13 protein-coding genes are annotated in these 18,037 nt (G+C 60.3%); 8 read left to right on the top strand and 5 right to left on the bottom strand.

What is annotated here, in order from left to right:
- The first annotated feature begins 394 nt into the window (after positions 1 to 394).
- From BO1_RS15605 to BO1_RS15620, 4 genes are read left to right on the top strand one after another with little or no spacing between them, the layout of a single operon-like run.
- Positions 395 to 1,240: a glycosyltransferase gene (locus BO1_RS15605; protein WP_028218343.1), complete on the top strand. Its 846-nt coding sequence runs from the start codon at positions 395 to 397 to the stop codon at positions 1,238 to 1,240.
- Positions 1,237 to 2,199: an NAD-dependent epimerase/dehydratase family protein gene (locus BO1_RS15610; protein WP_028218344.1), complete on the top strand. Its 963-nt coding sequence runs from the start codon at positions 1,237 to 1,239 to the stop codon at positions 2,197 to 2,199. The genes BO1_RS15605 and BO1_RS15610 overlap by 4 nt, the downstream gene beginning before the upstream one ends.
- A gap of 38 nt (positions 2,200 to 2,237) precedes the next feature.
- Entirely contained in the window at positions 2,238 to 3,239 is a 1,002-nt protein-coding gene (locus BO1_RS15615) for an MraY family glycosyltransferase (RefSeq protein WP_245643808.1), read from the top strand.
- Positions 3,240 to 3,251: 12 nt separating this feature from the next.
- A complete protein-coding gene (locus tag BO1_RS15620) occupies positions 3,252 to 5,135 on the top strand; it encodes a polysaccharide biosynthesis protein (RefSeq protein WP_028218346.1) in 1,884 nt (627 codons plus the stop codon).
- Positions 5,136 to 5,199: 64 nt separating this feature from the next.
- Here the strand turns inward: BO1_RS15620 and galE are convergent, their stop codons facing one another.
- From galE to BO1_RS15645, 5 genes are all read right to left on the bottom strand, one after another.
- Positions 5,200 to 6,231: a UDP-glucose 4-epimerase GalE gene (gene galE / locus BO1_RS15625; protein ID WP_028218347.1), complete on the bottom strand. Its 1,032-nt coding sequence runs from the start codon at positions 6,229 to 6,231 to the stop codon at positions 5,200 to 5,202.
- A gap of 28 nt (positions 6,232 to 6,259) precedes the next feature.
- On the bottom strand, positions 6,260 to 7,435 hold the full coding sequence (locus BO1_RS15630; protein WP_028218348.1) for a glycosyltransferase family 4 protein: 1,176 nt from the start codon (positions 7,433 to 7,435) through the stop codon (positions 6,260 to 6,262).
- A gap of 129 nt (positions 7,436 to 7,564) precedes the next feature.
- Positions 7,565 to 8,998 (bottom strand): mannose-1-phosphate guanylyltransferase/mannose-6-phosphate isomerase, encoded by a 1,434-nt coding sequence (locus BO1_RS15635; protein WP_028218349.1) that lies wholly within the window; start codon positions 8,996 to 8,998, stop codon positions 7,565 to 7,567.
- Positions 8,999 to 9,042: 44 nt separating this feature from the next.
- Entirely contained in the window at positions 9,043 to 10,866 is a 1,824-nt protein-coding gene (locus BO1_RS51285) for a capsular polysaccharide export protein, LipB/KpsS family (RefSeq protein ID WP_245643809.1), read from the bottom strand.
- A gap of 239 nt (positions 10,867 to 11,105) precedes the next feature.
- Positions 11,106 to 12,263: a glycosyltransferase family 4 protein gene (locus BO1_RS15645; RefSeq protein WP_028218350.1), complete on the bottom strand. Its 1,158-nt coding sequence runs from the start codon at positions 12,261 to 12,263 to the stop codon at positions 11,106 to 11,108.
- Between the two features lie 150 nt (positions 12,264 to 12,413).
- On the opposite strand from BO1_RS15645, the gene BO1_RS15650 reads away from it, so the two are divergent.
- From BO1_RS15650 to BO1_RS15665, 4 genes are all read left to right on the top strand, one after another.
- Positions 12,414 to 13,586, top strand: coding sequence for a polysaccharide biosynthesis/export family protein (locus BO1_RS15650; RefSeq protein ID WP_043285006.1), 1,173 nt, complete (start codon positions 12,414 to 12,416; stop codon positions 13,584 to 13,586).
- Between the two features lie 238 nt (positions 13,587 to 13,824).
- A complete protein-coding gene (locus tag BO1_RS15655; protein ID WP_245643810.1) occupies positions 13,825 to 15,084 on the top strand; it encodes a glycosyltransferase family 4 protein in 1,260 nt (419 codons plus the stop codon).
- Between the two features lie 255 nt (positions 15,085 to 15,339).
- Complete coding sequence (locus BO1_RS15660; protein ID WP_167338351.1) at positions 15,340 to 16,917, top strand: glycosyltransferase; 1,578 nt, start codon at positions 15,340 to 15,342, stop codon at positions 16,915 to 16,917.
- Positions 16,914 to 18,035, top strand: a complete 1,122-nt coding sequence (locus BO1_RS15665) for a glycosyltransferase (RefSeq protein ID WP_043285008.1) — start codon at positions 16,914 to 16,916, stop codon at positions 18,033 to 18,035. Before BO1_RS15660 ends, BO1_RS15665 begins: the two co-directional genes overlap by 4 nt.
- Positions 18,036 to 18,037: the final 2 nt, after the last annotated feature.

An 18,037-nucleotide genomic window follows, 5' to 3' on the forward strand; every position in this document is an offset into this window, starting at 1 on the left:
AATTGTCGCAATCGAAGGTTGAAAGCACGTTCGTCGCGCGCGAATGCGACCAGGAGCGGTACCTATCCGCTTCCCGGCGGGCGGGGGGGCGCGGCGGAGCCGGGCTTAGCAAGCGCTGCAGGAATGTGTATTTAGTTCACGTCGAGCTGTCTGGTATCTATAAGCGTTTGCTGTGGCAGGATCGGCGATGGAGCCGATCTGCCACCACTGCTGTTGTGTTGCAAAAATACAACGATACTTTCGGAAAGCACGGCGACTGCTTGGATCGTTGGGGCGCATCCCCCGTAACAAAAGGAAAAGCCAGTTGCCGGCCCTGCACATTTTTAGGAAACTACTTGTTTTTCCGGCCCTTTTAAGCGCCTATGCGAGTCACGCACGACGGCCGCGATTTCGAATGACGATGCGTGTGCCAATCAGCAACGACTGTCGCGGTTTATCCGCGTCTGTGGTCGTCTTCCAGCCCAATCTACCCCTTCTTCAGCGGACGCTCGCGAGTTTTACAGCCTCCGCTTTGTCCCTGGCGAGGGATGAGCCAGACATGGCCGTGCATTTGTACTTGGTGGACAATGGCGGTCTGCCAGATCTGGGAGATGTGTTCGTCGAACTTACTCGGGCGGGCATTGATTACACGGTGATGAGCGGCCATGGCAACGTGGGATACGGTCAGGGCCACAATCTCGCGATCGAAGCGGCGGCGAGTCGCTATCATTTGATCCTCAATCCCGATGTCGAGATGGATCCTTTCGCGCTGGCAACGGCGGTTGCGTTCATGGAGGCGCGTTCTGAGGTGGGGCTGGTGACGCCGGCCATTGTCGATGACAGGGGGCAACTTCAGTACTTGTGCCGCCAATATCCGACACTTCTCGATCTCTTTGTGCGCGGCTTCATGCCGGGTGTCGTGCGTCGCCTCTTCGCTACCCGACTGGCGCGCTATGAAATGCGTGCTGAAATTAACGAGTCGGAGACGCTCTGGGATCCGCCGATCGTGAGTGGCTGTTTGATGTTGTTTCGCACGACTGTACTCAAGCGGCTCGCAGGCTTCGATCCGCGATATTTTCTCTATTTTGAAGACTACGACTTAAGTCTGCGCACGCACGACGTCGCGCGCGTGGTCTATTTGCCAGCTGCGCGCGTCCTTCACCACGGCGGTGGCGCATCGCGCAAGGGTTGGGCGCATATCCGCATGTTCGTGGCATCAGCTTTCAAGTTCTTCAACCGCTTCGGGTGGAAGTGGCTGTGAGCAGCATCCTGGTCACTGGTGCGAATGGGTTCGTCGGCCGCTCCGTGTGCCGCACGTTGGCGGCCAACGGTCACGACGTGACGGCGCTCGTACGGCGCGTCGGCACGTCAGCGGACGCGGGCGCCGCGCGCGAATGGGCCCATGGCGGGACGGACTTCGCAGGCCTTGCTGAGGCCTGGCCGCGCGAACTCGTACCCGATTGTGTCGTGCACCTCGCCGCGCGCGTGCACGTAATGAACGACACGGCGGTGGACCCGCTCGCGGCCTTTCGTGCAACCAACGTCGAAGGCGCGTTGCGCGTGGCGCGCGCCGCCCGCGAACACGGTGCGCAGCGCATGGTGTTCGTGAGCAGCGTGAAGGCTGCGGCAGAGTTCGATGCTGGCGTGCCGCTTGCCGAATCGATGCCGGCGGCCCCTGATGACGCGTATGGCCTCTCGAAACTGCAGGCGGAGGAGGCACTCTGGCAATATGGCGAACAGAGCGGGCTTGAAATCGTGATCGTGAGGCCGCCGCTCGTGTATGGTCCGGGCGTTGGCGCGAATTTTCTCCAGATGATGAATGCGCTGTGGCGACGTTTGCCGCTACCGCTCGGAGCGGTTGATGCGCGCCGCAGTCTCGTCTACGTTGAAAACCTTGCCGATGCCCTCATGCGCTGCGCCACCGACCCACGTGCTGCGAACGCCTGCTTTTACGTTCGCGACGATCAGGATCCGTCGGTGGCGGGGTTGCTGCGTGCGCTGGGGCAGCATCTGGGCCGTCCGGCGCGGCTCCTTCCGATACCCGTGTCGCTGCTGCGTACGGCAGGCATGGTGACGGGGCGTGCCGCGCAAATGGACCGTTTGACCCAGAGTTTGAGAGTCGATGACTCGCGCATTCGTAAGACGCTCGAATGGAACGGCCCCTATACCCTGGACGAAGGACTGGCCGCGACGGCGCGCTGGTATCGTTCCACGCATTGAACTAACGGAGAGCGCTGAAGCTGATGTTGCAGGCACCCATGTCGATATCCCTGTGCGCCGCGGCGATCGCAGTCATTTGCGCCGCATTGTGCGCTGCGGTGTTAGGCGTGCTGCTGAGGACCGGCCTTGCCTGGCGTCTTGCCACCGATATTCCGAACGAGCGTTCGCTTCATGTGCGTCCGACGCCGCGCGTTGGCGGTTGGGGCATGATGCCTGTGATCGTGCTGGCGATACTGCTTCTGGCTCCATCGCTGTGGCTGATCGCCGTTGCCGTTGCTTTCCTGGCGGCGGTCTCGCAGATCGACGACCGGCGCGGCTTGCCTGCGCGCGTGCGCTTTGCGGCGCATTTCGTCGCCGTTCTGGCTCTAATCGTTGTGTATCCGGCCCCGGTTCCCTGGTGGTGCCTTGCCGGCCTGGCATTCTTGATGTTATGGCTGGTCAATCTCTACAATTTCATGGACGGCTCGGATGGCCTGGCTGGCGGCATGGCGCTGTTCGGCTTCGGCGCGTACGCGGTTGCTGCCCTGCTCGGGCCGGTGCCGACGCGTGAGTTGAGTTGGGCTTGCGCCGCGGTCGCGGGAGCAGCGGGGGGATTTTTGCTCTTCAATTTTCACCCCGCGAAGATTTTTCTTGGCGATGCCGGGTCGATCCCCACGGGCTTTCTTGCCGGCGCACTTGGCTACTGGGGCTGGCACAGCGGCGCCTGGCCTATCTGGTTCCCGGCACTCGTGTTCTCGCCCTTTATTGGCGACGCCTCGGTGACCTTGATCCGTCGGCTCCTGCGTGGAGAGAAATTTTGGCAAGCGCACCGCGAACACTACTATCAACGCATGGTTCGTCTCGGGACCGGTCATGCGGCAACGGCACTGACGTGGTATCTGGTGATGTTTGCCGGCATAATACTTGCTCTTTGGGCCTTGGCATTATCCACGGCTCTGCAGTGGGGGATCGTTGCAGGTTGGGCTGTCGTTCTCGTTCTGATGGGCGCGGCGATTGATATGCGCTGGCGCCGTTTCCAGTCCCTCACCAGAAAATCCTGAGGTCGAACGCTGATGCTCCGCAATAAAGCCACCTGGCTCTCGTTCAGCGCTTTTCTATTCGATATCGGCGCGGTGGCCGCCGCATGGCTGACGGCTTATCTCCTGCGTTTCAACGCGTCCGTTCCGACTGAGTTCTGGCACGGTGCCGTCGACAACTTGGCCTGGGTGTTGCCGGTCTACGCCGTCATGTTCCGCATTTTCGGGCTGTATCGCGGCATGTGGGTTTTCGCGAGCCTGCCTGATCTGATGCGCATATCGAAGGCGATCGTCTCGGCCGCGCTCATCGCGATGGTGGCCGCGGTGATGCTGCAGCCGTCGCCGATCATCCCGCGTTCCGTGCTGATCGTCTCTCCGCTGCTCTTGTTCTTCGTCATGGGCGGCGCGCGCGCGGTTTATCGCGCGACCAAGGAGTTCTATTTGTACGGCGGCCTTGTTGCGCAGGGCAAGCCCGTCATCGTCGTGGGGGCGGGCGGGGCCGGCGCGAGTCTCGCGCGTGAGCTGTCGCGTTCGGCGGAGTGGCGCCTCGTGGGCCTGCTCGACGACGACCCGGCCAAGCAAGGGCGCGAGATCTATGGCTACAAGGTGCTGGGGCCCATCGCCGACATCGAGCACTGGGCTGGCGCGTTGCGCTGTGAGTTCGCCATCATTGCCATTCCTTCCGCATCGGCGGATGTCCAGCGGCATGTCGCTTCGCAATGTTTGCGCGCGGGCGTGAAGGCGTTGATGCTGCCGGCGTTGACGGAGCTCGCGCCTGGCCAGGGTTTCCTTTCGCAGGTCCGCAACATCGACCTGGAAGACCTGCTCGGCCGCGACGCGGTCAACATCGATACACCGCACGTCGAGGCTCTTCTGAGCGGGCGAGTGGTCATGGTGACGGGAGCAGGCGGCTCGATCGGCTCGGAATTGTGCCGCCAGATCCTGCGCTTCGTTCCTGCGCAGCTCGTCGCCCTCGATCTGTCCGAATACGCGATGTACCGGCTCACGGAGGAAATTCGCGAGCGCTTCCCTGAGCTTTCTGTGGTGCCGATCATCGGCGACGCCAAGGACGCGCTGCTGCTCGATCAGGTGATGGCACGCTACACGCCACACATCGTGTTCCACGCGGCTGCCTACAAGCACGTCCCGTTGATGGAAGAGCTCAATGCGTGGCAGGCGATCCGCAACAACGTGCTGGGTACCTATCGCGTGGCACGGGCGGCGATCAAGCACCAGGTCCGGCATTTCGTGCTCATCTCGACGGACAAGGCCGTTAATCCGACGAACGTGATGGGAGCGAGCAAGCGTCTCGCGGAGATGACGTGTCAGGCGTTGCAGCAGACGAGCGAGCGCACCCAGTTCGAGACTGTGCGTTTCGGTAATGTGCTGGGCAGTGCGGGCAGTGTGATCCCGAAGTTCCAGCAGCAGATCGCGAAAGGCGGGCCGGTGACGGTCACGCATCCGGAGATCACGCGCTTCTTCATGACGATTCCCGAGGCATCACAGCTCGTGCTGCAGGCGTCCAGCATGGGACACGGCGGCGAGATCTTTATTCTCGACATGGGTAAGCCGGTCAAAATCGTCGATCTCGCGCGCGATTTGATACGCCTGTATGGCTTCACGGAAGAGCATATCCGCATTGCATTCACGGGTTTGCGGCCAGGTGAGAAGCTGTACGAAGAACTGCTTGCCGACGATGAGGCCACCACCCGCACGCCGCATCCGAAGTTGCGTATTGCACGTGCGCGGGAAGTGCCTGAGAACTTGCTCGACGAACTGCTGCCTTGGCTGATGCAGCATCGCGTGCCCAGCGATGATGAAGTGCGTCGTGATTTGCGCCGCTGGGTGCCCGAGTATCAGCCTTCGAGCGCGCCGAAGCTGCAGAGCGTAGGTGGAGCGCCGGCACGAGCGGCCGGCTGAGGTTGTCTGCGATGCTAGTTAGTCCTCGCATGCTGAACGGCGCCTCGCGCTGCTCCTTCTTGCTTTACTCAAACCCTCGCGGATTCTTCTCCTGCCAGCGCCAGTGATCGACGCACATGCGTTCGATTCCGAACTTTGCCTTCCAGCCGATTAGCTTTTCCGCCGTTGCAGGATTCGCATAGCACTCCGCGATATCTCCGGGGCGCCGCGCGACGATTTCATAGGGAACAGGGCGGCCCGACGCCTTCTCGAATGCCTTCACGACTTCGATCACGCTATAGCCTTGCCCGGTGCCGAGATTCACGACAAAGCCCTTGTCGAGCGAGACCAGCGCATCGAGCGCCTTGAGATGCCCCAGCGCGAGGTCGACCACGTGAATGTAGTCGCGCACGCCGGTCCCGTCCGGGGTCGGGTAATCGCCGCCGAACACGCGCAGCTTCTCGAGTTTGCCCACCGCCACCTGCGCGACATACGGCATGAGGTTGTTCGGAACGCCTGCCGGATCTTCGCCAATCAAGCCGCTCTCATGCGCACCCACCGGGTTGAAATAGCGCAGCACCGCAATGCGCCACGACGGGTCCGAGATCTCCACGTCGCGCAGGATCTGCTCGGCGATCAGTTTCGATTGGCCGTATGGGTTCGTCGCCGAAAGCGGGAAAGTCTCGTCGATGGGCGAGCGCTCGGGCACGCCGTACACCGTCGCCGACGAACTAAACACGAACTGCTTGACGCCGTGCTGGCGCATCACGTCGAGCACGACTAGCAGGCCGTCGATGTTATTGCGGTAGTACTCGATCGGCTTGGCGACCGATTCGCCCACGGCCTTGAGCGCCGCGAAGTGGATCACGCCCGTGATCTTGTGCGCTTCGAAAATCCGCGAGAGCGCTTGCGCGTCGCGCACGTCGGCTTCGTAAAAGGCGACCGGCTTGCCCGTGATCTGCGTGACGCGCGCAAGCGATTCCCGGCGGCTGTTGACGAGATTGTCGACCGCGACCACGTCATACCCGTCGTTGAGAAGCTCGACGCAGGTGTGCGAGCCAATGTAGCCCGCGCCGCCTGTGACGAGGATCGTGCCTTTGGAGTTCGTCACTGCCATGTTGTTTTCCCGAGTTCCCTGAAATCGTTCAAAACGTCAATCCGGTCAACTCCCGGATCAGCTCCCGGTAGCGTTGTACCACAACCCGTTCGTCGAATTCTTTCGCAATTTTTTTCCGGCCTCGCTCAGCCATGGCTGCTCGCGCAGTTGGGGCCATATCAAGCATGCGTGAGAGGGCGGCCGCGAGCGAGCCCGCATCGCGTGCCGCGCAGAGCAGGCCGTTTTCGCTATCTGCAACCACTTCGCGGCAGCCAGGCACGTCGGTTGCGACGATCGGCCGGCCCATCGCACTCGCTTCCATCAGCGTGCGCGGCACGCCTTCGCGATATGACGGCAGTACGACGCAGTCTGCATCGTCGATATAAGGGCGCACGTCGGCGGTCTCGCCCAGATACTCGATTACGCCTTCGCGCTCCCACGCGGCCACTTCCTCACGCGTGATTGCGCTTGGGTTGTCGACACCCGCCGGACCGAGCAGGCGAAACCGCGCATGCGGATAGCGCGCGCGCAACTGGCGCGCGGCCTCGACGTACTCGCCCACCCCCTTGTCCCATAGCAGCCGGCCGATCAGCACGAACGCGAACTCGTTGCGCTCGGGCAGCGGCGTGAATGCGTACTCGTCCAGATCGACGCCTTCGCCGTGCAGCAGGCGCGCGCGCTCGGGATGCGCGAGCAGGTTCTGTTCGCGGAAGGCGGTCTCATCGTCGTGATTGAGGAACCAGACTTCGCGTGGAAAGCGGAAGGCGAAGCGATAGAGGCGCTTGGCAATCTGTGCCGCGCGGCTCTTCTGGATGAATACGTAGCCGAGCCCCGTCGTGACTGCGACCGAGGGGACGCGCGCAAGTGCCGCCGCGACCGAGCCGTAGATATTCGGCTTGATCGTGTAATGGAACACGACGTCGGGCTTGAGCGCGCGATAGTGCTTGAGGAGGGCGAGCAGTGTGCGCAGATCGTCTAGCGGATTGGTGCCTTTCGAGGCGACCGGCAAGTCGATGCACTCGCAGCCCATTTGCTCAAGCGGATCGAAGGTACGGTCGCGTGGGGCGATGATGCTGACACGCGCACCGCGCTGGGTGAGCGCGCGCAATAGCCCCCGGCGATACGTGTAGATCGCCCAGGCGGTGTTGCAGACGAGGGTGACATGGAGCGGGTGCGAGAGACGGGCGTCGCGAGGCGCGGCGGCTGGGTTGTCGTTCGGTTTCACGAGGGGGCAGCGGTATCGCCAATCAGGATGTTGGACGGCCGAGCGAGCAAGTAAAATTAGCAGTTTACCGGGAACCTGCGGAAACGACTCGTGCGCCTGCGCGCGGCGCAGGCGACTTGCAGGCAGTGTTTAGGCCCTCGATGTGCGTCCGTAGGTGTCCTCGAAACGAATAATGTCGTCTTCACCGAGATAGGCGCCTGATTGCACTTCGATCAGCTCGAGTGGAATCTTGCCGGGGTTGAACAGGCGGTGGGTGACGCCCAGCGGAATATAGGTCGATTGGTTCTCGCTAAGCAGAATCTCGTTGTCGCCGTTCGTGACGAGCGCAGTGCCCTTCACGACGATCCAGTGTTCCGCCCGATGGTGGTGCATTTGCAGGCTCAACTGCGCGCCCGGATTCACAATGATGCGCTTGACCTGGAAGCGCTCACCTTGGTCGATGCCTTCATACGAGCCCCACGGACGCACGACGCGACGGTGGGTAACCGACTCGTGACGGCCGGACTCACTCAGTCGCTCGACGATCTTCTTCACGTCCTGGGCGCGGTCGCGATGCGCCACGAGCACGGCGTCGGCGGTTTCCACTACGATGAGGTTTTGCACGCCGATGGCGGCGACCATGCGGTGCTCGGCGCGGACGTATGAATTCGTAACCGATTCCTGAAGCACGTCGCCGAGCAGAGTGTTGCCTTCGGCGTCGGCGTCGGACAACTCCGCGAGTGCACTCCACGAGCCGATATCGTTCCAGCCGAGATCGTCGGCGGCAACCACGACGGCTGCCCGCGTTGTCTTTTCCATTACGGCGTAGTCGACCGAGACGTTAGGCGATGCCGTGAACGCTTCGGCGTCGAGACGCAGAAAGTCCTTGTCCTTCTGCGCGCGCTCGACCGCGACCTCGGCCTGCTTTGCGATTTCCGGATGATGAACACGCAGTTCGTCGAGAAAGGTGGATGCCTTCAACATGAACATTCCGCTGTTCCAGTCGTAGCTGCCTTCCGACAGGAAATGCGCAGCTGTTTTGGCGTCGGGCTTCTCGACGAATGCATCGACTGCGAACGCGCTCGCGTTGTAGCCGAGCGGCGTGCCGCGGCGGATATAGCCGTAGCCCGTGTGCGCCTCGGTCGGCGCGATGCCGAATGTGACGAGGTATTGATCAGCGGCAATGCTGGCGGCGGCGTGTACCGCAGCAGCGAACGCTGCATCGTTACGGATCGCATGGTCGGAGGGCAGTACGAGTAGCAGCGCGTCGGGGGCGTGTTGTATGGCAACGAATGCTGCCGCAGCGATGGCTGGTGCGGTGTTGCGGCCCACGGGTTCGAGCATGATGGACGAGGGCGTGACGCCCACTTCCCTTAGTTGTTCAGCGACGAGAAAGCGTTGTTCGTTGTTCGTGATGACGATTGGAGCGGACACTTTTTCGATGCCACGTAATCGCAAGGCGGTTTGCTGGACGAGCGTATGGTTGCCGTTCAGTTTCAGATATTGCTTAGGATAACCGCCGCGAGACATCGGCCAGAGCCGGGTGCCGCTACCGCCGCAAAGTACTATGGGAAAAATATTCATACTTGTAACCCCGTTCAGTGTGTCTGTTCTCAGAAATTAATTATTCAGGACGTCGATTGTGCGTTGACAATACGAGAGTTGCCCTCGTTGTGATTTAGCGCGCGTTGTCGCGTATGCCACCAAATATGTTCTATTGCGTTTCGGCTCCAGCGAAAAATTTTGCGCGCGCCTCGCAGCGGATCGCTGCGTACGCGCGCAAGCGGCCGGGCGGCATGCGGCGCGAGTTCGCGCACGATGCGCTCGGGAGTCGTGAAGCGGCGCAGTCGCCAGTCCCAGTAGAGCGGATAGCGAAGCAGCACTCCAGCGGTCAGCATGTCGAGTGAGAGCGTGCGCTGGCGCCACGGTAGCGGTGCGAGGTCGTCGTGCGTCAAGCCCCAACCAGCATAGAAGGGCAGGCCGTAAGTGAATACCGCCTTGCCGCGCAGGAGCGCCTCGAATCCCGATAGAGAAGAAATAGTGTGCACTTCGTGCGAGACATCGATCAGCGAAATCAAGTCCGCTTGCGTGTCGACTACGTCGGCTAGATGCTCGATCTCGACGAGACCTTGGCGATTGCCGGACAGCACGTCCGGGTGTGGCTTGTAAATGACAAAGGCGTCCGGACGTGCCGCGCGAACTTCTCTCAGTAAGGCGTCCACTGCCGCGATGCGGCGGGTCCCGAGACGAATCGACGCATCGTCGGCTACTTGGCCCGGGACGAGGATCACCTGCTTGCCGGCCGGGGCTCGCCATGTGGGACGTCGCCTGCCGAGGTTGTATTTGGTTAGCCCGCAGGCCACGATCTGGGCGCGCAGTGCCGCCGCACGTGCCAGCTCGCGTTCGCTGAACACGGCCTCGTTGAGCAGCGTGCTGAGATCGTTCGGGCTGCTAGCGTCGAAGTAGAGGCCGCGGAGATCGATGACCTGGCTGTGCGGTCGGCTCATATCGGAGCCGAGTCCGCACGAATGCAGAAAGCCGTCCTCGATGCGAAACGGTGCGCTACCGTCGGGCAAGCCTCGGTCGCAACGCGCACCCCAAAGCGCGGCGCGTTCTCCGGGCCGCACTGACGCTGGTTCGGCATGCCAGCGCAGCGTGCCGCCGCCCGCGGTGAGGAAAGGTGTGGCGAAGGGGCGTTTCCACCATTGAAAGCGTAGTCCGACCACATGATCAAGGTCGCGATAGCGTCGCGCAATCGCACGCTGCAACTCGACGTTGTCGAGAAACGATTCGAGCGTGCCGCGAGTATATGTCGTTGGGTCGAGGTAGCATGCGAAACGCTGGAACCCCACTTCGAAAAGATCGCCAAGCGATGGGCGCGCCGTACGTTCGACGAAGTCGTATACGTCGTGCGTGAGGCCCCACCCGGCGTACCACGGCGTACCGAAAACATGCAACGGCACGCCAGCGAGGAGCGCGTGCATGCCTTCGGGCGAGGACAGTGTATAGACATGATCGACCTGTCCGATGGCGGCGCACAGCGAATCGCGTGGGTCAAGCACGCGCAATGGCAACGTAGCGCTGCTCATTGTCAACTCAGACAGCCAGCGGCCGTGGCCGTCGCCATTCGAACGCCCAAGCCAGAAGATCGCATCAGGGTGGACGCAGCGAGCAGCAGCGACCATCGCCTGAAAGTCGGTTTTGCGTCGGGTACGCGTGCCGCCACCCTCCGCGACCACCGCGCGTTCATCAACGAGCAGCACGTGCATCGCCGAAGCGTCGTGTGTGCACAACGCTGCCGGGCAGGTGGGAACGTGGTGTGCGGGATCGAGGGCTGCGAGTTCCACAGTGCGGCGCATGAGGTGCTGGAGCGCGGCGTCGCGCCCGGCCGCAGGGGGAGAAGTAGATAGAGCGAGCAGCGCGTCGTTGAGCGCGGCGCCGAACGCGCGCATGGAGGCTTGCCCGAGCGGCACGGAAAACCAAGCGAGACGAGGCGTATCGATGTTAGGTCGGTGAGGGAACGGTGAGCCCCAAGCCACGCGCGCCCCCGATCCTGCTGCGCGCGCGAGCGCCGCCGCAAGCCGATGCATGCGCCGATGCAGCCATAGTGCTGGCAAACCCGACTCGGACCGGGCGCGCTGTTCGTGCCGGGTGTCGTGCCTGAACCGTACGTTTTCGAAAGACGGATCGCTCATCCGGCGGCGAGTGATTCCAGAAATTGATCAACGCGCGCGAAGTGGCCGTTCCAGGTTGGCTCCTGGAAGTTGCGCATGCGTACGAGCTGCGCGTCGCGTTCTGGCGATTGTTTGTCGCAATACGCGAGGATGCGTGAAATCCATCCTGGCCCGTCGAGCGGGTCGAGATAGTCGGGAATGTCGCCAGCGATTTCTTGAAAGACGCCGAGGTCGCTCGCGAGCACGGGCAGCCGCATGGCGAATGCCTCGACGAGTGGCATGCCATAGCCCTCCACGAAGGAAGGGAAGAGCAGCGCGCGGGCGTGCTGCATCCACATATGCAGATCGGCGTCGCTGCAATGTGCTTGTTCGATTACGTGGCCGCGCAGCGGCGCACAACGTTCGAGCATGTCGATGACGTTTTCGCATTCCCAGCCGCGGCGGCCCACGATGACGAGCTTGGGCGTGCGCTCACCATACATCTCGACCATGCGGCGCCAGACGTGAAGCATGAACCAATGATTCTTGCGCGGCTCGATGGTGCCGAGCATGACGAAGTACGGCGCGTCGAGAGGGCGCTGAAAGGCGGCGTGCGACGAGATGCCGGGCGCGAGCCGTGCGACGACGCTTGGCGGCAGCGGGAGTCCGACCGTGCGCGCCTCGCGCGCCAGCGCATCAGCCGTGTCCTGCGAGTTGGCGATCAGTCCGTCCGCGTGTCTGAGCGCAGTATGAATCCGCTTGCGGTGGGTTGCGTCGACACCCGTGCGGCAATACTCGGCGTGCGTGAGCGGTATCAGGTCGTGAATCATGAAGACAGACCGCACGCTGCGTCGTGTCATGCTCCGGTAGAGCTTTTTGCTCTCCATGCCATTGTGGCTGGTATGGAGCAGAAATGCATTCGTAAATTGATTGCGACTGCAGCGACCTAAATACCCACGAATGAAAAGCTCGATAATCCGTGCCCGATCACGGCGCGCAGAAAGAAGCATGTCAAACGTTTGCCGTGACACCGTTTCCGACAGGATTGAAGAATAACCACGTTGACTCAGGACCGCGTTCGCATTGACGGCGTAGCGCTCGACATAGGCGAGACTCACGCGGTCGACGCCAGTGGGCAACAATCCGTCATAGAGGCGCGTCAAAAGGCGTGTGACGTCAAGGAGGATTTTCGGCACAGCAGGTTCAAGGTCTCATCGACGTTCAGCGTAGATCTGCACAGAGATGTTGCATGGATACGGCGTGGTTTTTTTGCGTATCTCATTCTATTCCAAGTTATTACATGAGACAATTCTGCCAGACCTAAAATATGACCGATCAGAAAGAAAATGTTGCGTCAGTTGTTGTGCAGGGCCATTTTGATTGTGGTATCGGAAAGCGTAATTTCGCTGTCGGGTTGCTCGGCCATTCCGACTTCCGGGCCGAGTCGGGCTGCTGTCGAGAGAAGCGGTGCGGCTGCGAATCCTGAAGGCATACAAATCGTTGATGTCACCGATGACGTTGCGCGCAAACTTTTTTCGGAGCGTAGTAGCGCTGATTTTGCCTCTGCGCTGGGCAACAGCATGGCTTTCCGGCAACAGCTCGGCGTGGGCGACACTATTGACGTGTCGATTTGGGAGGCTCCGCCCGCAACCTTGTTTGGTGCTGCGCAGTCAGATTCGAGCCGCTACGGTGCGAGCAATTCGCGTGTCACGGAACTGCCCGGCCAGACAATCAACGGCGATGGGCAGATTTCCATTCCTTTCGTGGGTGAGATTCGGGCGGCGGGGCTGACGCCGACTCAGTTGCAGGGGGCGATCGTCGCGCGCTTGAAAGGCATTGCGCACGACCCGCAAGTGCTCGTGAAGCTCGAGCGCAACGAAACTTCTTATGTCACCGTTGTGGGCGATGTTGCGAGTAGCACACGCATGCCGTTGTCGGCGCGTGGCGAGCGCCTGCTTGATGCGCTTGCGACAGCGGGTGGTGTCAAGCAGCCAGTCGACAAGATCACGTTGCAGGTGACGCGAGGTGAGCAGGTTGTTTCTCTACCACTCGAAACGGTCATTCGTGATCCGCGGCAGAACATTCCGCTGCATGCCGGCGACGTAGTCACGGCGCTGTTTCAGCCATATAGCTTCACGGTGCTGGGCGCTGCAGGCAAGAATCAGGAAATCAATTTCGAGGCACAAGGCATCACGCTCGCCCAGGCGTTGGCACGTGCCGGCGGCCTTGAAGACAGCCGCTCGGATGCGCAAGGCGTATTCATTTTCCGTCTCGAGGATGCGAGCGCGCTCCATTGGCCGACGGCGCCAGTGCGTACCACTGCCGACGGCAAAGTGCCAGTTGTCTATCGCGTCGATTTGCGCGATCCGGCCTCGTTCTTCGTCGCCCAGAACTTCATGATGGATAACAGGGATCTGTTGTACGTATCCAACGCGCCGATTGCCGAAGTCCAAAAGTTCCTGAATGTCGTGTTCTCGGTTGCCTATCCGATCATTACCGGCGTGCAAACTTTCAAGTAATGGTTGCGCGGCTGGGGGGGGCACTTCGCCTGATGCAGTTGCGTTCAACATCGAGACTGGCTCTCCTGGCGTGGTGCAATGGGGTGCATGCCGTCTGCCGTCCAAGCAACTCGTTCCTGGTGTTTCTGGGGCGTCACTGGGAGGTTGCGGAGTGTGCCCATAGCTGGATTTCAAAACTGATCTGATGCGTACGATTTTTGTCGATGGATATAACTTGGGCCTCGAAAGGAGCACGGGGGTGGCCACGTATGGACGCAACCTATGTGGCGCGATCAAGGGGCTCGGATATCAGGTCGGCTTGCTCTATGGCGGTCGAAGCACGCGCTCGAAAAGCGAGTTTTTGAGCGAAGTGGCGTTCTTCGACGGCGCGAAGCGCAAGCGCCAAGGCTGGGCCAGTGTGCCAAAGATGCTCGCGGGTGCAGTTTCAGCGCCGGGAGGGTGTCGCGTCGATCGTATACCGGTGAGTGGCAGCGTGTTGTACGACGCGAAGCGCGCAAAGCTGCCACGCTTTGATACGCTTTGGAACAGTACGGATCTCTACAAGCGGTCGCAGCGCGCATTCCGCTGGTTTGGCTCGTTCGCAAGCGTCGATCTTCCAGATGCATTGATCGCGCATTGGACTTACCCTTTGCCGATTCGAGCGAAGCGTGTCGCGAATATCTACACACTGCACGATCTCGTTCCCCTGCGTCTGCCGCAGACGACGCTCGATAACAAGCGTCTCTATTATTCACTATGCAAGCGGATTGTGGATTCCGCGGATCACATCGTGACTGTTTCGGAGACGTCAAAGCGGGATATCATCGAGATTCTCGGCGCCGATCCCGGGAAGGTCACGAATACGTATCAGGCAGTCGAACTGCCCGAAGTCGTGGCGCGCAAAAGCGATGTGGACGTGAAGGATGAGCTCGAGGGTATCTTCAATCTGCAATACAAGGGCTATTTTCTCTTCTTTGGCGCGATTGAGCCTAAAAAAAACATAGGGCGCATCCTCGAGGCCTATCTTGCGAGTCGCCTGACGACCCCGCTGGTGATCGTGGGTGCGCCCGGCTGGAAATCGGAGGAAGAGCTCGCGTTGTTGAATACGCTCAAGCAGTTGCCGGCCGCCATTTGTCAGCGCGTTATCCGGCTTGAATATCTGCCGCTCGAGATGTTGATGACAGTGATTCGTGGCGCCAAGGCCACCGTGTTTCCTTCGCTTTACGAGGGGTTCGGGCTGCCGGTGCTCGAATCGATGATGTTGCGCACGCCAGTGATCACGTCGGATGTCGGCAGTCTCCGCGAAGTCGCGGGCGATGCCTGTTTGCTGGTCGATCCTTATAACAGTCGCTCGATCGTAGCTGCCCTGAAGGCAATCGACACCAACGAAAATTTGCGAGTCGAGCAAGCAGAAAAAGGCGCGAAGCAGGCAATGTTATTCAGTCCACAGATATACGCGGAGCGTCTTGAGCGCGTATACGAGCAGTGTCTTTCGACCGCGAGTCGGCGTGCGCGGTGAGCGATGACGTGTGTCGTCCGACGAGCCAATCGCGCAGTTCACAGCAGCGACGCTTGCTGTAAAGGGCATCGCGAATTTGCACGCCGTCTTGGCCAAGCTATGGGGAAATTTGTGCGGAAATTCAGAAAAATAAAAAGCGACGAGAGGGGTAGTGTCGAGCTCGCGATGGACTCGATGCACAAGCGCGCGTGGGCCATGGCGGCCCGGCATTTCAGATCTGAGGAATCGCGTACGCCGATCAATCCCGGCGTATCGATGCAATTTGGACACGCGCTCAAGGAAGCTGGATTTCTGTCGCGCGTTGAGGCGTACTATTACGGTGCCTCCGACAATGCCGATGGCGATCTCGAGTATCGCTTGCAGATGGCGCATCTTGCGAAAGTGCGGGGCCGCTTCGCGGAGGCGGCGGACTACTACACGAAAGCACTCGGCATCGCGCGCGCGAATGGTGATCTCGTCCAGACCTCGCAGATCAAGCAATTTCTCGAGCCCGTGCGTCGCGTACTCGATTGTAATCCGACGCATCACCAGGGTGTCGATTACTACGTCTCGTCGGCCGCGTCTGGCCTGCTCGCGTCGCTGGCTGCACCGGCCAGCGAGCAACTCGGCAAGGCCAACTATTCCTATGCGTTCGCGGCGAATGGATTCGTCGAAGCGTTCGAAAATCTCGGCTATTACGTTTCACCGGTTGCGCATCCAGAGTATTTCCCTGTCCCTAAGTCGAATGACGGCAAGCGCGTCAGACATATTAGCTTCGCCCCGCCACATCTCGCGCGCGTCATCAAAGGCGGCTACAACATCATCCATTTCGCGTGGGAATTCGCGCGCATTCCGAGTCAGGCAGAAAACGTCTCAGCGCATCCGTTCCAGGACTGGCTGCGTATGCTTAACGCATTTGACGAAATCTGGTTGCCGTCGCGATTTGCCGTTTCGGTCGTGGCGCCGCTCGTTTCAAAGCCCGTGCGCTACGTGCCTTCGCCCGTTGCCTTGCCGAAGCGCCAGCCTGCGCGCGACCGGGAGGGTTACGCGCTCGCGCTCGCGCGACCACTGGAGTCGCTGCGCTGGGTGCCGCTGAGCATTTTTCCGCGCCTGCAGGCCAATTTCGCGGCGCACGCAATGGCGCGCGCGCGCTCGACAATGGATCTCGTGCGCCGCGTCGGTTCAGGGCGTGTATCGCGCATCTTCCTTACGATTCTCAATCCGCACGACAGGCGCAAGCAGCTGAAGCCGTTGCTGCAGGCGTTCTGCGGACTCGCCGAGCGCGACAGGGACGCGATCTTGCTGATCAAGACGAGTTCGCCCGACGACACGAACGAGACGATTAATCAGCGCCTGCTGTCTCACCAGATCGCAGACGAAACGGAACTCGTGCCTCCGTATGTGAGCAATCAGATATGGATCTACAACGGTGCGCTTACCTCGGCACAACTCAGCGCGCTTTACGGCATCGCTTCGTTCTATGTATGTACGTCGTCAGCTGAGGGGCAGAATCTGCCGCTGCTGGAAGCAATGGCGCACGGTTGTGTGCCGCTATCAGTCACGCATACCGCGATGGCCGATTACATTACATCGGACAACGCAATTACAATCGACAGCGAACTCGCCGAGTCTCCCGCCAATATGCGGCAGGAGTACGGGATGTTCGACAATTTTCGCATCAATCACGTTACTGCGCAGGCCGTTGGCGACGCGCTTGACGTAGCGTTCAAGCTCGATAGGGAAGCATATCTTCGCTTGTCGCGCAACGCGATCGAGACCGTGCGCGCCGAGTACGGAGAGGAAGCTCTGCGCGGACGTATTGCGGCAGAAAAAGAAATGGAGTACGCGCCTTGAAACCCATCGCCTATATGGATATCGCACCGATGTTCGAAGAACATTGGACTGGCATTCCAGTGGTTTCCGCATCGCTAGCGAGCCGCGCGCGGCTGGACAGAAGGATCGAGTGGAAGTTCGTCTTCGAATCGATCTTGATTGAAAACGAGATCGTCGACGAATTGCTGACTCTGCGCCGTGGTGATGGTCATCTCGGCTATCTTGAGCGCCGTGTGCTGGACGGGTGTGTACTCAATCGCACGGAAGCGGCTCGCTCGCACGCGCTGTTCCCGAACATGAAAGCGCTGCGAAACGTGTTCGGTAGGGAAGCGGTCATCTACCACGATTTCTCGACACTGCTTACGCCGCAATTCCATAATCGCGACACCATCAATCACCACGCCAATCGCTTTGCGGGAGATGTGACAAGTAGCCAGATGCACTTCTGTGTGTCGCAATCGACGGCACATGATTTGATTAATTATTTTGGCGTCGATGAACGGGATGTGCGCGTCTTGCCACTCGGAGTGGATCTCGATCCCGCAATGCTGTCGAGTGTCCTCTCGATGCGCGATATGAGTGACGTCGAGCCATATATCTGCGTGCTCGGAACGGTCGAGCCACGCAAAAATGGCCGTATCATTTTCGAATTCCTCGAAAAATATCCTGACTTCCTATCGCGGTACAAGATTATTTTTGTGGGGCGCGACGGATGGCTAGACGAAAAGAATCGTCTGATGAAGCGGCTGGAAGCGATTGACCGAAATGCGGTGTCACGCGTGAAATTTTCGGGCTTCCTTTCGGAATCGCAAAAGCTTTCCTTGCTCTCGATGGCGAAATTCGTCGTCTATCCGTCGTTCTTCGAAGGTTATGGTATTCCCGTGGCCGAAGCGGGTGTGCTGGGCAAATATGTCGTCTGCTCGAATACATCAAGCCTGCCCGAAGTCTATCCTGAGCGCAGCTTCTTCTTCGATCCCGCCGACGTGCATTCGTTTGCCGCGGCTATCGACGCAGCGGAACTCGCGGCAAATATTACATTTCTCGACCGGCTCGATTTTTCAGAGATCTGGAGCGATTACGAGACGCGTTCGTGGGGTCGCACGTACGAGTGCGTAGCGAATTGGATTCACGAAGGATAAGT

It is taken from the genome of Paraburkholderia oxyphila NBRC 105797, assembly GCF_000685075.1.
GTDB lineage: Bacteria > Pseudomonadota > Gammaproteobacteria > Burkholderiales > Burkholderiaceae > Paraburkholderia > Paraburkholderia oxyphila.

Coding starts and splice junctions, on each gene's coding strand:
- BO1_RS15605 (WP_028218343.1), top strand. CDS start 395: ATGACGATGCGTGTGCCAATCAGCAACGACTGTCGCGGTTTATCCGCG.
- BO1_RS15615 (WP_245643808.1), top strand. CDS start 2,238: ATGTCGATATCCCTGTGCGCCGCGGCGATCGCAGTCATTTGCGCCGCA.
- BO1_RS15620 (WP_028218346.1), top strand. CDS start 3,252: ATGCTCCGCAATAAAGCCACCTGGCTCTCGTTCAGCGCTTTTCTATTC.
- galE (WP_028218347.1), bottom strand. CDS start 6,231: ATGGCAGTGACGAACTCCAAAGGCACGATCCTCGTCACAGGCGGCGCG.
- BO1_RS15635 (WP_028218349.1), bottom strand. CDS start 8,998: ATGAATATTTTTCCCATAGTACTTTGCGGCGGTAGCGGCACCCGGCTC.
- BO1_RS51285 (WP_245643809.1), bottom strand. CDS start 10,866: ATGCGCGCGTTCGGCGCCGCGCTCAACGACGCGCTGCTCGCTCTATCT.
- BO1_RS15650 (WP_043285006.1), top strand. CDS start 12,414: ATGTTGCGTCAGTTGTTGTGCAGGGCCATTTTGATTGTGGTATCGGAA.
- BO1_RS15660 (WP_167338351.1), top strand. CDS start 15,340: ATGCAATTTGGACACGCGCTCAAGGAAGCTGGATTTCTGTCGCGCGTT.